11 protein-coding genes are annotated in these 14,300 nt (G+C 40.7%); 4 read left to right on the top strand and 7 right to left on the bottom strand.

Annotated elements, in window-relative coordinates:
• Positions 1-44: 44 nt before the first annotated feature.
• The 4 genes from ACRWQL_RS18040 to ACRWQL_RS18025 form a co-directional block, all read right to left on the bottom strand.
• Positions 45-1,652, bottom strand: a complete 1,608-nt coding sequence (locus ACRWQL_RS18040) for a lytic polysaccharide monooxygenase (RefSeq protein WP_434951420.1) — start codon at positions 1,650-1,652, stop codon at positions 45-47.
• A 71-nt stretch (positions 1,653-1,723) separates the two neighbouring features.
• On the bottom strand, positions 1,724-4,867 hold the full coding sequence (locus ACRWQL_RS18035) for a glycosyl hydrolase family 18 protein (protein ID WP_434951418.1): 3,144 nt from the start codon (positions 4,865-4,867) through the stop codon (positions 1,724-1,726).
• Positions 4,868-5,427: 560 nt separating this feature from the next.
• The gene (locus ACRWQL_RS18030) at positions 5,428-5,991 is read right to left on the bottom strand and encodes a hypothetical protein (protein ID WP_434951416.1); all 564 of its coding nucleotides are present in this window, start codon (positions 5,989-5,991) and stop codon (positions 5,428-5,430) included.
• 153 nt (positions 5,992-6,144) lie between these two features.
• Positions 6,145-6,369, bottom strand: coding sequence for a hypothetical protein (locus tag ACRWQL_RS18025; protein WP_434951414.1), 225 nt, complete (start codon positions 6,367-6,369; stop codon positions 6,145-6,147).
• 487 nt (positions 6,370-6,856) lie between these two features.
• On the opposite strand from ACRWQL_RS18025, the gene ACRWQL_RS18020 reads away from it, so the two are divergent.
• Complete coding sequence (locus tag ACRWQL_RS18020; RefSeq protein ID WP_434938197.1) at positions 6,857-7,741, top strand: diguanylate cyclase domain-containing protein; 885 nt, start codon at positions 6,857-6,859, stop codon at positions 7,739-7,741.
• Positions 7,742-7,743: 2 nt separating this feature from the next.
• Here the strand turns inward: ACRWQL_RS18020 and nrdG are convergent, their stop codons facing one another.
• From nrdG to rssA, 3 genes are all read right to left on the bottom strand, one after another.
• Positions 7,744-8,220, bottom strand: coding sequence for an anaerobic ribonucleoside-triphosphate reductase-activating protein (gene nrdG / locus ACRWQL_RS18015; RefSeq protein ID WP_434951412.1), 477 nt, complete (start codon positions 8,218-8,220; stop codon positions 7,744-7,746).
• Complete coding sequence (gene nrdD / locus ACRWQL_RS18010) at positions 8,220-10,337, bottom strand: anaerobic ribonucleoside-triphosphate reductase (protein WP_434951410.1); 2,118 nt, start codon at positions 10,335-10,337, stop codon at positions 8,220-8,222. Before nrdD ends, nrdG begins: the two co-directional genes overlap by 1 nt.
• Positions 10,338-10,563: 226 nt before the next feature.
• The gene (gene rssA, locus ACRWQL_RS18005; RefSeq protein ID WP_434926479.1) at positions 10,564-11,529 is read right to left on the bottom strand and encodes a patatin-like phospholipase RssA; all 966 of its coding nucleotides are present in this window, start codon (positions 11,527-11,529) and stop codon (positions 10,564-10,566) included.
• 148 nt (positions 11,530-11,677) lie between these two features.
• Here rssA and ACRWQL_RS18000 point away from each other — a divergent pair, with 148 nt between their 5' ends.
• From ACRWQL_RS18000 to ACRWQL_RS17990, 3 genes are all read left to right on the top strand, one after another.
• The gene (locus tag ACRWQL_RS18000; RefSeq protein ID WP_434926480.1) at positions 11,678-13,033 is read left to right on the top strand and encodes a DEAD/DEAH box helicase; all 1,356 of its coding nucleotides are present in this window, start codon (positions 11,678-11,680) and stop codon (positions 13,031-13,033) included.
• Between the two features lie 64 nt (positions 13,034-13,097).
• The gene (locus ACRWQL_RS17995) at positions 13,098-13,535 is read left to right on the top strand and encodes a DUF3010 family protein (RefSeq protein WP_434926481.1); all 438 of its coding nucleotides are present in this window, start codon (positions 13,098-13,100) and stop codon (positions 13,533-13,535) included.
• A gap of 234 nt (positions 13,536-13,769) precedes the next feature.
• Complete coding sequence (locus ACRWQL_RS17990) at positions 13,770-14,267, top strand: YgjP-like metallopeptidase domain-containing protein (protein ID WP_434929075.1); 498 nt, start codon at positions 13,770-13,772, stop codon at positions 14,265-14,267.
• Positions 14,268-14,300: the final 33 nt, after the last annotated feature.

Raw genomic sequence — 14,300 nt, 5'->3', positions numbered from 1 at the left:
TCTCTTCTCATTCTTATTAGGGTTATTTTCATTGTTCAGATTTGTTACTCACTCTTTTGCCATACACTGGCAACACCGGGCTCATCGCCCTGTGTCCACCACTTAGCACTATATTTACTACCACTGTGCATAACTTGTGTTCCTCCTTGATAAGCCGTTTGATTATTCCAACTCGGTGTTTGACCGTTATCAGGCATTGCCAGTTTCCAGGCATCGCTTGTTGCGGGTATTTGATTTTTATTCCACCACTTAGCTTGATAAACCTTACCTTGATAAGTGACCTTGTTACCGGCGCTATAAGCTTCAGTTCCAAGCCATAACGGTATATTCGGTAGACCAGGATGATTAATGATGTTGACGTTAAAGGATTGACTAGTAGTGAGTTTTCCATCTGAAACAGCTACTGAAACTGTCACTAATTGATCACGTTCAACCTCTCCAGCGAGTAAACTAATATCAGCGCCACTGCCTGTAAAACTTAAGGGAGCGGCCACTTGCCATTGGTATGTGAGTGGGTCGTTTTGGTCGTCAAAGGCATGAACATGAACACTAGCTGCCGTGTTTTCATCCATATTCAGCGGCGTTAATTGATGAACAATTGGTGCGGTATTTTCAGATTGCGGCATAACAGATAATGCAAAGCTATGGTCACTGTCTAGCGTCCACACTTTATTTGAAAGTTGATTATTAGCATCAAAAATAATCTCGCCTGCAGCGGTTTTAATGCCAATTTTGATCAATTGATCATGCATGGTGTTTAGTAATGCACCAAAATCAGCTTGCCACTGTTGAACATTGGCAACCGTAACCTCAAAGTGTTGATTAATCAGTTCCTGTCCAGAGCCGTTAAATAATCTTAACCACACTATATCTCCAGCATTGGCGACTTGCCCTTGCTTGACAAAATAGTCTTGAGGTAGCCATTGCTCTGGGGCAATATCATCACGAACGATGTTAATGTCACTACAGTTATAAAAACCTTCCCCAACCACATCATCACGTTGCCAACGACTATATAAAAGGGCATCACCCTGACGGTCGGCAGGAATATTAACTTCCATATCATAGTAGCGGCTACCATCGGGGGTTTTAATAAAATCGATGTTGCCATATTCTTGTATCAGTTCAAGATCTTGCCAGCGCAGCACATCAGTACTGGCATTAAACCCAGGCTTAGACAAATATAACTTCCAAAAGCTTGGGTTATGGGGTGTTGTGGCATTAAAACGAATTTGAATATTCCCTTGCCCATTGGGAGTGACCTTGGTTTTTTGCCAGTCAGGTGAAGCGAGGTTTAATCCGCGTTTTTCAAATACCCCTGCAGAACACAAGCTACCGTCCGGTATCGCAGACTCAACAGCTTGTTGATTATGATAGTCAGCTACGTTAACTGAAATTTCATGCTCTTGAACAAACTGCACATATCCAGATTCGATAAAAGCCGCTCGACAGGCAAAATTAGGAATATTCGAGCCGTCACTTGGCCACCAATAACCGCCTTGTGCCTGACAAATTGATTGACGCGCTTTTGGGCTTTCCATAAAGCCATGGGCATAACTTGTCTTAGGTAATAACATGCTGGTGATCGATAAAAGCACCCCACTGGCAATTAATGTGGAGGTAAATAGAGTTTGCACAGATGTATTATTCATAATGTATCGTCCTTAATAACTAAATGTAATGCGAGTAAATTATGCCCCTAGAAAGTCTAGGAGCAAGACAGTTACAAACTACATACCTGCTGCCAATCTGCATCGCTAGGTTCAGCGCGAGTCCACCATTTGGCTTTCCAAACCACTTGGTTACTGAGCATCATGTCACCTGTTTTTGCGTGATCTGGGTTTCCTTGCCAATCCTTTTGAGGAAAATTAGGATAAACAGGAATATCGGTCACATTAACCCCGTCACAGCTTTGACCTGTGCCACCACCCTCATCTTTTTTAGCTTCAGGTAAAGCTGGATACTCAGCTTTAAATGCGTAGGTTTTATCGCCTTTCTCTACAGTAAAGTTTGCCGGCCCTGTAAAGGGCATGTAATACATCACTTGCGCGATAACGGTTTCACCCGGTTTAAAGGATTCAACAACACCACCAAATTCATTAAGCAGCGTGATTGAAAAACGATGAAACTCATTTTCAAATCCGCCAATATTATTGCCTGCGGCATTTGATGCATTCGTCTCAATGGCCATTTTTAATTTTTTCTGCGAATTCCAGTTAGATTTGAAAATTGCCGAGGTTGATACGGGTACATCAAAAGCAATTTTCGCCCCTGATAAATCCAGTTGTGATTGATTGGTAAAAGAAAAACTTGCACTAATAGGATAATTATCATCACCAACAGGGAAGTCTTTGGCAACAAAATCAATATTAACCATTTGTTCTGGAACCACAAAAGCGGGATCGCCTTTGTGAATATCATAAGCCGTACCACTTTGACGGAACTTATCGTAAGCAATAGTCGTCATGGTTGACCCCATGTAATACTCTTGCTTTACTTGGTCATAATCAAAATCACCAGCCAGCTCCCAAAACATCACCCCGCCAAGTCCATTGTTAATGACATAATCGACTTTAAGAGCCATAGACTCTTCATCTTCAATTGACAGGAAAACTTTCTTTTGGTCATTCCACAGCCAAGGCGTAACAGCTACTGCATCATAATAACGTTGATAGCTGCCGACTAATTTATCCTCGGGATCCGTTTCTGGCTTTAAGCCGTAGGCGCTGATATAGCTACCATACTTACCTTGTGCCAGATTTTTTGTATGCCATAGTGGGTTACTACCTGCTGCAATTTCATTATCATTTTCAATGTCATGCCATAAGTTATCTATACCTACAGCACCATTGCCACAAGAGTTTTTATCCCCTTTACCCGTGCCTTTTGGACAAGTAGCTTGATCTGGCAAGGCCGCTTGGCCCCATAAACCATTGGTGCCGCCAGTCACATCTTTGAAGCCGCGGGTATAATAGGGAATACCAATATTTATCCGTCCTGCCGACAAGGCACCGCGGAAATATCGTACTGCCCAATCTGTGTTTAAATAACCAATACCTTCAAACTCAGCCGTGCTATAAACTCCCCACGCAGCAAGCTCAGAGTCTTCGCCAGTATCAAACAGCGCTGCATTAGGTCCAACATGAGAATTCCACGCTCCGTGTAAGTCATAGGACATAATGTTGACGTAATCTAAATATTGAGTTGCTTGGAATGTTTCCATGCCACGTAATAAATAACCTGAAGAAGGTGACGCTATGGTTAATAGATAATGTTGCCCATCACTCTGCCCCGCCTTATCCAGTGCTTCACGTAATGATTTCATTAACACCAGATAAGATTTGTTTAATGCTGCACGGCGAGGATTAGAAAAATCGAAATCATCAGGGTGGCCTGAATCAGACATTGAAGACGGATATTCATAATCGATATCAATACCATCAAAACCGTACTGCTTGATGAAGCTGACCGCACTGTCACTAAAGGTTTTTATCGCTGCATGATTAACACTGCCATCAGCATTTGTGGTCAGGGTGTAAAAACCACCATTGGCAACCCGACCCGTTTCATCAAAAAAGCCACCGGTTTCAGCCCAACCACCAATAGATATCAGGGTTTTAACATGTGGATATTGCTTTTTATATTTGGTTAATAAATTAAAGTGACCTTTATAATTCAAGCTTGTGTCTAGCTCTGCGCCAACAACATCGGGCCACTCCATATTAGTGGCTGGATTATTGACGCTATTAGGATCGCCAATTGACACTTTATTATTGGCATCAATATGCGCGAAAGCGTAATTAATATGAGTAATCTTGTCCCATGGAATATCATTAACTAAATAACTAGGTTGGTTATTGGCACCATTACGCCAACTGGTAAAGTAGCCAATAACTCGACGTGGATGATCTGCGCCCATTTTTTCACGACCATTCACATCGTAAACCGTACAATAGGGCGTATTAGTCTCAGGGGTTTGATATAAACCGCTCGGTTTACAAGCGTCTCTATCGTGACCAACGTCGCCCACTGCAACAATATTGACAATAACCGCAGCACTAGTGCCAATCGCATTATCATCATCTGTGGCTTGCAAGGTAAATGTTACCTGCCCTAACTCAGTGGCTTGCCAAGTAAAACTCTCACTAGCAGTTACCGAAGAAAATACTGAACTGTCATTAGCAAATAACTCAAGCCCAGCAACTGAGCCATCAACATCCGTCGCCGTTAAGGCGAATTGAACTTGATCGCCAATATGAACTTCTAGGGGTGAGTCGATGATAGTTAAGTTTGCACTAGGTGCCTGATTATTCGGTGGAGTATCTTTTTGCTGTACCGTCAAATTCAATAGACTTGAACTAGTAGCCTTTTGTTTATCGTCATAAGTCGTCACTGAAAAATAGTGCAGCCCTTTGACGGCAGACCATGTCACTTGATTTGCGTTCGCAGCCAAGGTGGTCAGTAAAATACCGTCAAGAAATACATCACTATGATCGATACTGCCATCACTATCTTGTGCCAAAAATGATATGACAACGCTGTCATTTTCGGTCAAAGAAGTATTGTTTGCTGGCGAAATCCAACTAACCGTAGGGGCTAGGTTGACATCACCACTTTGGCAGTCGCCCAGTTTCTTCCACTCTTGCCATGAGCCAGAATGCTGTACCGGGTCAGTCTGATTCCACCACTTAGCTTCAAAGGCTTGCTGTTGAGTTTTGACCTTCTGACCCGCGGTATAGGTAGAACCGGCTTGCCATTGAGTAAACGCATTGCAATCAATAACAGCCCCCTGTACTGAACATCCTAAAAATATCAGTGATAAAACACCAATATTCACAGCGGGTTTTAAAATAACTTTATTTTCCATGTTCTGACCTCTTACCATATAGTTGTTAATTATTTGTTACGTCTGATTTTAAAATAGCACAAACTTCAAATTGCACAATATTTATTCAAAATAGTGTTTTTATACCGATATAAGGCTCCATATGTGCGTGCACCATGGATTGTTGAGCTAAAAAACCACACAATAGCTAGAATGTTATTAACTCGATAAAGTCGATTTAAATACCAGAAAGGGAATGATGGAAAATTAAAAATGGAAATTTATTTTATTAACTAAAGCAAGGTATTAAGAATAAAAAAACACTAAAAAACACTAAATATTAAGCGAAATAATTAAGCTTTCACTTACCCTATATATCATTAAGCTCTAATATAGATCTGAAATAAAATAAAAATAACTAACCTGATGACCTAAATACGATTTCCGCTAATCGTGTTGATAAAGCATCTACAAATGAAATAAGTTTAAAATGAAGCTGAGATCAACAGGAAGGTGAAGTATTAATGTCATCAACACCTCCCCAAAGAGACTTTCTGCATGGATGACTGGGTATATTTAAATAAACTATCATCGGGTTAACGTTAGAAAAGATCTTCTACCCATTTAATAACAACACCCATTGTGACCATAGCATTTAACTTTAGCAGTGCAACAGTATCACCCGACTCAAGTTCGCTTTCACCACAACGGGGATCTGAACGCTGCAATGCGCCTGTCATACTATGGTCAATTGGAATAGGTTCGCAGCCATGGCCAGACTCACAAATGAAGTCCCATTTATCGCGCGCGGGTAAGTGACAAGTAAAGCAATTACCGCCAAAACGATTGTTCACATCGACAAAACCGCGCTTTGCAATGGTAGAACCTTGCTCATCAACGGCGAGTTCAAAAAACTCCCAATCACCAGTGGCTGGAAAGGTGCCCGCTTCTCGCTTAACCATCACTTCGGTGGGCACTAATTGCACTACGGAACCCGTTGGATAAATAGCCCCCTCAGGCGCATTGGCGGCGGCTAATGTTCCCTCCATATTACCGAGTAAATTATCAACATAAAAGTGACGTGCTGGAGTCATGTCTCTGATACAACTAAAGCTTTTTTCACTTATATTTAGCACACTTTGTTCTGCACTAATTGAAAATGCCATGAAAGATAATATTAACGAACTTGTAATTGTCGTGATTATTTTATCGTATGTATTCATATAAAAACCTATAACGTTGTTGATAGAAACAGCCTGTCTTAAACAGGCTATTTCCGATGATTAACTATAACTTAAACTTATCAAACTAATGGTTTTTTATGCACTTTTACGCATCTGCTGCCAAGTTAGCAAAGTTCGGATCGCGCTGCATATTAATCCTAAAAAAATAAGGTTAACCCCAGCGCCAAAATGCGCTGGCATCTCTGCTACCTCTGCCATAATTTCATCGGCATGGGTAATGCCATACCAAGAAAGACCAACACCTAAAATCAGTGATAAAAGTGACAAAAATAAAAATAAACCTGATAAATACTTCATCACTGTGTGGCAAATTCTCTATTAATTAATCAAATAGTTTTGTAATAAAAAGTAACTATATTCGTAATTTAAGCAAGTCTTGGGAAGAATTTAGCCGTAATCCTCATAAAATCGATAGTTGCTAGTTGCTAGTTGCTAGTTGCTAGTTGCTAGTTGATATGATGAAAAGCTTCAATTCGTACACTATACTTTAATAACATAGTTTTACTTCATTAAGCTTCTGATCTAAATATGATTAAAACCACTAATGTCGTTAATTCAGCTCAGAATAGTATACACTTCCTCATGAGGCCCCATTGACATTTAACCATCAATTTTACAGAAGTTTATGCAAGATGTTTTGAACAACGGCTAGCAATACATGAATAAACAACAACGTATTAGAAAGTTACTGCATACTTAAAAGGCTTAGGGTAAATATGTACTTAAAATTTTTTGCCTAACAACTCAAACCTATAAGTAAAAGAGCTACATTATTGAGATAGATATTATGAAGACCATTGACCTGGCTGCACTTAAAGATGTAATGGATTTAATGCTCGATGCTGTTTGTGTTGTGAATAAAAATGGATGTTTTGTATTCGTTAGCGCGGCGTTTGAAGATATATTTGGATATGCGCCAAATGAAGTTATCAATAAACCAATGATTGACTTTGTTTATCCTGAAGATGGAGTAAAAACACTTCAAGTTGTAGAAACACTTATCAGTGGTGAGAATCAACGTCGTTTTGAAAATCGTTGGGTGCGAAAAGACGGCAAAGTTGTTGATATTCTTTGGTCTGCAAGGTGGTCTGAAGAACATCAATTTAGAATCGCAATTGCCCATGACATTACCGAACGTAAACAAATGGAACAGCAACTTCATTATATTGCTGGACATGATCCTTTAACACAATTACCTAACAGATCATTATTATTTGAACGCCTGCAGGCTTCGCTAGGATTAGCACGCCGAGGCGGAACACATTTGTCATTATTATTTATCGATATCGATGGTTTTAAGCATGTAAATGATAACTATGGTCACCTCGTTGGTGACAAATTGTTAAAGAGTATTGCTAAGCGTTTACATGATTGTGTGCGCAAATCTGATACTGTTGGGCGTTTTGGTGGCGATGAGTTTTTAGTGATATTAAATAACATTGAGTCATTTGATAAAGTACTTATTATTGCAGAAAATATTCGCTCCGAACTCGATAAACCTTATCAGTTTGATGAGTTGGTTTTACAGTTATCTCCAAGCATTGGCTTAGCCCGTTACCCTGAAAATGGGGATAATGAGCAGCAATTAATACAACATGCTGATCAAGCTATGTATCAAGCTAAAAGCACCGGAGGAAATAGCGTAAAAACCACAGTAAACAGTACTAAATAATGTTAAGCAGTTCCCTCATTTAATTGATAAATAATTTGATTTGAACTGCCGCGCCATTTTAACCTTGGATCGGCCAAAGACTGTTCAAACTTACCATCAATCAATACATCTACCAGTGCGATAATGGCTTGTTGCTCAAGGGTTAAACTAGCTAGTTTATAACCAGTCCACAACCAAATATCTTTGCCAATACACTCAGTTTTCACGCGCCTCACTAACTTAAGCACTGCGGTAATATTGGCAGGATGCAAAGGATCACCACCGCTTAAGGATAGACCTTTACGACGAATACGGCTGTCGTTCAAGTCAGCTATAATTGCGTCTTCTAGGGCTTGGGTAAATACATGTCCGGCGTCTGTTCGCCAGGTTAGTTGGTTATAGCAGCCTTTACAGGCATGCTCACAGCCGCTGACAAACAAGGTGCAACGTGTGCCCTCGCCATTAACAACATCAACACTGTGATATGCACTATAAAACATTAAATGTGTTTCACCCGTCGTTTTACTTCTTGTTGTTTGCCATGATTAAACGGCCTGGCATCTGGGCTACCTAAATAACCGCATACTCGGCGGGTAACCGACACTCGGCTAGGTTCATGGTTACCACATTTAGGGCATACAAAACCTTTACTGGTGCAATTAAACTCACCGATAAACCCACAGTCGTAACACTCGTCAATAGGAGTATTAGTGCCGTAATAAGGTACTCGGCTATAACTGTAGTCCCATACGTCCTCTAAAGCTTCGATGTTATTTTGCATGTTAGGATATTCACCATAGCAAATAAAACCACCACTACTTATCTCAGGATACGGCTGTTCAAAGTCTATTTTATCGTATGGGTTCACTTGCTTTTCAACATCTAGGTGAAAACTATTGGTGTAGTAACCTTTGTCCGTTACCCCTGTTAATACCCCAAATTCTTTCGCGTCTAAACTGCAAAAACGGCTACAAAGGTTTTCACTTGGGGTGCTGTATAAACTAAAACCATAGCCAGATTCTTGTTTCCATTGTTCAGTGTTTTTCTTAAGGTACGACACGACTTTAAGCGCTTTTTGACGTAACACTTCATCGTCAAACACATGTTGTGCACTGCCATATAAAGCATTAATGGTTTCATGTAAGCCGATGTAACCTAATGAAATTGACGCTCGACCATGTTTAAATATTTCACTGATGTCATCATCTGCTTTTAGGCGAACACCACAGGCGCCCTCCATATATAAAATTGGTGCAACACGGGCTTTAACACCCACTAACCGAGCAATACGAGTGTCTAAAGCTTTTTTTGCTACCACTAGGCGTTTATCTAATAAAGCATAGAACTTGGCCTCATCGCCCTTAGATTCTATCGCAATACGTGGCAGATTTAAGCTCACCACACCGAGGTTGTTGCGGCCTTCATGTACCAACTGACCATCTTGCTCGAACGTGCCTAAAAATGAGCGACATCCCATAGGTGTTTTGAATGAACCAGTGGCCTTAACCACTTGTTCATAATTCAAAATATCGGGATACATGCGTAGACTTGCACACTCTAGCGCCTGGCGTTTGATGTCGTAATTTATATCTGCCGCTTTATGATTAACGCCATCTTTTATTGCAAAAACCAGTTTAGGAAAAACCGCTGTTTTACGATTTTTACCTAATCCCGCCTTGCGCACAGTTAATATTGACTGCTGAATTAAGCGAGACTCCCAACTTGTACCCAAACCAAAGCCAAAGGTGACAAAGGGCGTTTGGCCATTGGCGGTATGCAAGGTATTCACTTCATATTCAAGTGATTGAAATGCATCGTGGCATTCTTTTTCTGTTTGCGCTTTTGCAAAGGCTTCAACGTCGGCAATTTGCCACTTAATGCCCGTCGCAAGATGCTTTTGATAGCTTTTTTGAACAAAGATTGCCAACACTTCATCAATACGATTAATAGTGGTGCCACCATAAATGTGACTCGCCACCTGGGCAATTATTTGCGCCGTTACTGCCGTTGCAGTCGAAATAGATTTTGGGGTTTCAATTTCGGCGTTACCCATTTTAAATCCGTGGGTTAACATGCCGGCTAAATCTATTAGCATGCAATTGAACATAGGAAAAAAAGGCGCATAATCTAAGTCATGATAGTGCAGCTCCCCCCGTTCGTGGGCGGCCACCACATCTTTGGGTAACAAGTGCGTTTTGGCATAATGTTTAGCCACAATACCGGCTAATAAATCGCGTTGAGTGGGTATAACCTTGGCGTCTTTGTTGGCATTTTCATTTAACAGACTGCTGTCACTTTGCTCTACTAAACCGCGAATTTGACAATTTAACTTACTTTTGGTCTCGCGGCTCACATCGCGATCATGTCGGTATTCAATATAATGACGTGCAACCGACTTAAAAGGACCTGACATTAACCTGTTTTCAACTGCATCTTGTAGTTGATGAATATCCACTTCTGTTTGTTGCTGAAACTCTTGTTCAACTGTCAATGCCAAAGTGTTGGCATAGTCATGATCTGATTGTCCGGCAGACTTCATTGCTGCAATAACGGCATCTTTTATTCGACTTGAATCAAATGCAGTTCGGCATCCGTCGCGCTTAATAACAACCAACATAACCAGCTTCTCCTTTAGCGTCGCCAAATCAATATATCGGCATACGAAAAACACAAAACACTATATGTAGTGTATTAAGCGTTAAATCGTCACTATCCGTGTTGATCTAGATCATCATTTTTCACGGTAAAGAAAAGCAAAGTAAATTTATGTTATAAGCACCAAAAATAAGCTTGTTAGCGCTTGATCATAGATATCAAGCTAGTTTAGGAACAATATTTTCAAATTAGTTTTTAAGCGACGCTTTAATTAAATGCGCGATATCTTCAACTGCTTTTTTACCCGCGGCAATCGCTTCATCTGCACGATGAAACTCCATGGTGCCAATATCAGATACATTGGGAATAATACAAATATCTGGTGGGTCGCCCATTAATCGAGATCGCTTATGACGCTGTTCTAAAATATCCATCGATTGTGACATTACCGCTAACATGCCAGGGTGCGACTTAGTGCCAAGCGACAGTTTGTCACTTAAGCTACTGATATAGTCTTTGCCCTTACCCAATAAATCCATAAAGCCTGAATCTTGCGGTTCAGCATCTGCATCAAGGTGTTCATCAGACACAGGCTCAGAGCTACTGACTTGCTGGGGCAACACTTGCATTTGTTTACGTAAATAACCATTCAAATCAACAGCGATGACAATATCGACCCCAAGCGAACGACATAATGAAACTGGTACGGGATTAACTACGGCACCATCAACTAACCAACGGCCATTTTGTTGTACTGGCGGTAAAAAGCCAGGCATAGAACATGATGCCCTGACAGCATTGCGCAATAATCCTTCTTTAAACCAAATCTCCTGGCCAGAATACAAATCCGTTGCCACTGCGGCAAAGGGGTGTTTCAAGTTTTCAATGTCAACAGCGCCAATATGAGTAGACATAACATCAAATACTTTTTCACCGCTAATAAGCCCACCTTTACGCCAACTAATGTCCATTAATCCAATAACATCCCAACTTGAAAAGCTACACACCCAACTTTTAAGTTCAGCTAGACTGTCATTAGCATATGCCGCGCCAACCAGTGCGCCAACAGAACAGCCAGCAATTTTATCCGGGTAAATACCTAATTCAGCCAAGCCTTCAAGCACACCAATATGCGCCCAACCTTTGGCTGCACCGCTACCTAATGCCAATCCGATAATCGGTTTTTTCTCTGGTGAAGCTTGAACTGGTGCCATTTACATACTCCATAGGGTCACTTTTAAACGTAAATAATCAGGCTTTACTGGCCAAGTGCTTTATTAGCATAAACAAGCAAGTCATTATTGGCTATAGCAAGCTTATCCAGCTATAATATTTGGCTATTATTTTCTAGGGGATCCACCTTTGCAGTTTTCTGATTTTTCGCTTGATAAACGCTTGTTAGATAGTTTGAAGCATATGGGTATTACTGACCCAACCGAGATCCAAGAACAAGCCTTACCTATTGCCCTAGCGGGTAAAGATTTGATGGCATCATCGAAAACTGGCTCGGGGAAAACTTTAGCGTTTTTACTGCCTGCGATGCAGCGGATTATTTCCAGCAGAGCGCTGTCGAAAAAAGATCCTCGCGTGCTGATTTTATTGCCGACTCGTGAACTTGCTCAGCAAGTATATGGTCAACTTAGATTACTGGTTGCCAACACCCAGTACAAAGCAATCAGTATTTTGGGCGGTGAAAACTTTAACGACCAAGCCAAAGGTTTGTCCCGTGACCCACATTTTATTGTGGCAACTCCGGGTCGAATTGTTGATCATCTTGAGCAACGTCACTTGTTTTTAAATGGCCTTGAATTACTTGTTCTTGATGAAGCTGACCGCATGTTGGACCTAGGGTTTGCACCACAACTGAAAGCCATTAATGAAGCTGCAGATCATAAACGTCGTCAAACCTTGATGTTTTCAGCCACTTTAGATCATCAAAGCATTAACGATATTGCCGCCACATTATTGAAGAATCCAAGCCATGTGGCTATTGGCACCAGTTATGCTGAACACAAAGATATTGAACAAAAAATGCTGTTTGCTGATCATCTAGATCACAAACAAGCACTGTTAAGCCACTTATTGAAGCAGCCAGAACACAAGCAGACTATTGTATTTACCGCAACTCGCTCAGACACAGACCGCTTAGCCACACTTTTAGCTGAACAGGGATTTTCTACCGCAGCATTAAGCGGTGAGCTAAAACAAAATGCGCGTAACCAAATTATGGATCAATTTAGTCGTGGCCAGCAGCAAATTCTTATCACCACGGATGTGGCCTCTCGAGGGCTAGATTTAGTTAACGTGTCATTAGTGGTTAACTTTGACATGCCAAAATTTGCTGAAGAATATGTCCATCGTATAGGCCGTACTGGCCGTGCTGGCGCTAAAGGTATTGCAGTTTCATTAGTGGGCCCAAAAGACTGGCAAAGCTTTTTACAAGTGCAATCATTTTTACGCAAAAACTTTGAATTTACCGCGGTCGACGGTTTACCGGCTAAGTTTTCGGGCTTAAGTCAACAAGCGGGAACGAAAGCCGCCAAAGACAAGCCTGAAACCAAAGTAGCAGCTAAAACTAGAGCTAAGCAAAAAGCTAAAGCAGTCCCTAAGCGCGATAAAACATTTATTACTGGTATCGACGTTGGCGATGCGCCAATGCGCCGTAAAGCGAAACCCATTGTGATTATTGAACAAAAAATCAGTGACAGTGAAGACTAATTATTAAGTGACTCGCCGGTTAAAATATCATGCGGTCACTCATTGAAATACGGAAAGGATAAACATGAAAGTTTGTGGTGTAGAGTTAAAAGGTGGCGAGGCCATCATCAGTTTACTTAGCTATGAAGGTGAAACCTTCAATGTGCCGAGTTGTCGTAAAGTGTCATTTTCGGTGTCAGATTCGGCATCGACAGAGTCTCTGCGTGAGTTTCATTTTGCTTTTCATAAGCTAATGGAAGACTACAAGATTGACCAAATCGCGATTATTGAACGTGAACAAAAAGGTAAATTTGCCGGCAGTGCTACCAGCTTTAAATTAGAAGCGGCGATTCAAATTACCGAGCTGCCAGTGATAATGATTTCACCATTAACCATTAAAGAGCAACTGAAGCGTAATCCACCGCAAGTTGACTTTGATTCTTTAGATTTAAAACGCGTTCAGCTAAATGCATTTGATGTCGCTTATGTGCATCATAACCGATTAATATTCGGTAAAGTTTAATTCCGAGCTAACATTTTAAGGCTAAGCTTTAAGCGTTATCTGTCATCACACATAATGGAGATAACGCTATAGCAGCGCTTAACAACACTTATGACAACCTCTAAATCAAAAAAACTAACTGCTCCACCAAAAATGCAATTAAAGCCTACTAGCCAAGCATTAAAGCCCAAAATAGACATAAGCACACTCATCACCAGCGATGACGTTAAAAAGCAGCAAAGTGAGCGCAGTGCTATGCGCTATCTGTCTGGTTATAATCCTCAAATCATCAGCCAAATAGCTGAATTAGTTGACAATAATAAACTGGGCGAACATTTTTTAAGCCGCTACCCTAAAAAGCATGATATTCGTACAGATAAAGCACTATATGACATGGCAATTGCGTTGAAAAATACCCATATGCGCCAATCAGACCCGCTATCAAAAGTCATTTTTGACGAAAAAATTAACCTAAGTCATCATGCACTTGGATTACATTCATATGTTAATCGTCGCCAAGGACATAAAGTTAAAGCAAAAAATGAAATTCGTATTTCATCTCGCTTAAAACACACACCTTTTGAATTACTGCAAATGGTAGTGGTGCATGAATTAGCCCATTTACGTGAAAAAGAACATAACAAAGCCTTTTATCAGTTATGTACTTTTATGTTAGCTGATTATCACCAACTAGAGTTCGATATGCGGGTATGGCTGGTTGCCGAAGAAGTCGGACAATTACCCTATACTTAACGGCATATTGGTAATTGCCACACTAACATTTTG

Origin of the sequence: Shewanella sp. HL-SH4, assembly GCF_051164845.1 — a bacterium.
In the GTDB taxonomy this organism is placed as follows: Bacteria; Pseudomonadota; Gammaproteobacteria; order Enterobacterales; family Shewanellaceae; genus Shewanella; species Shewanella glacialimarina.
This window is presented reverse-complemented; position numbering and strand designations above follow the sequence as displayed.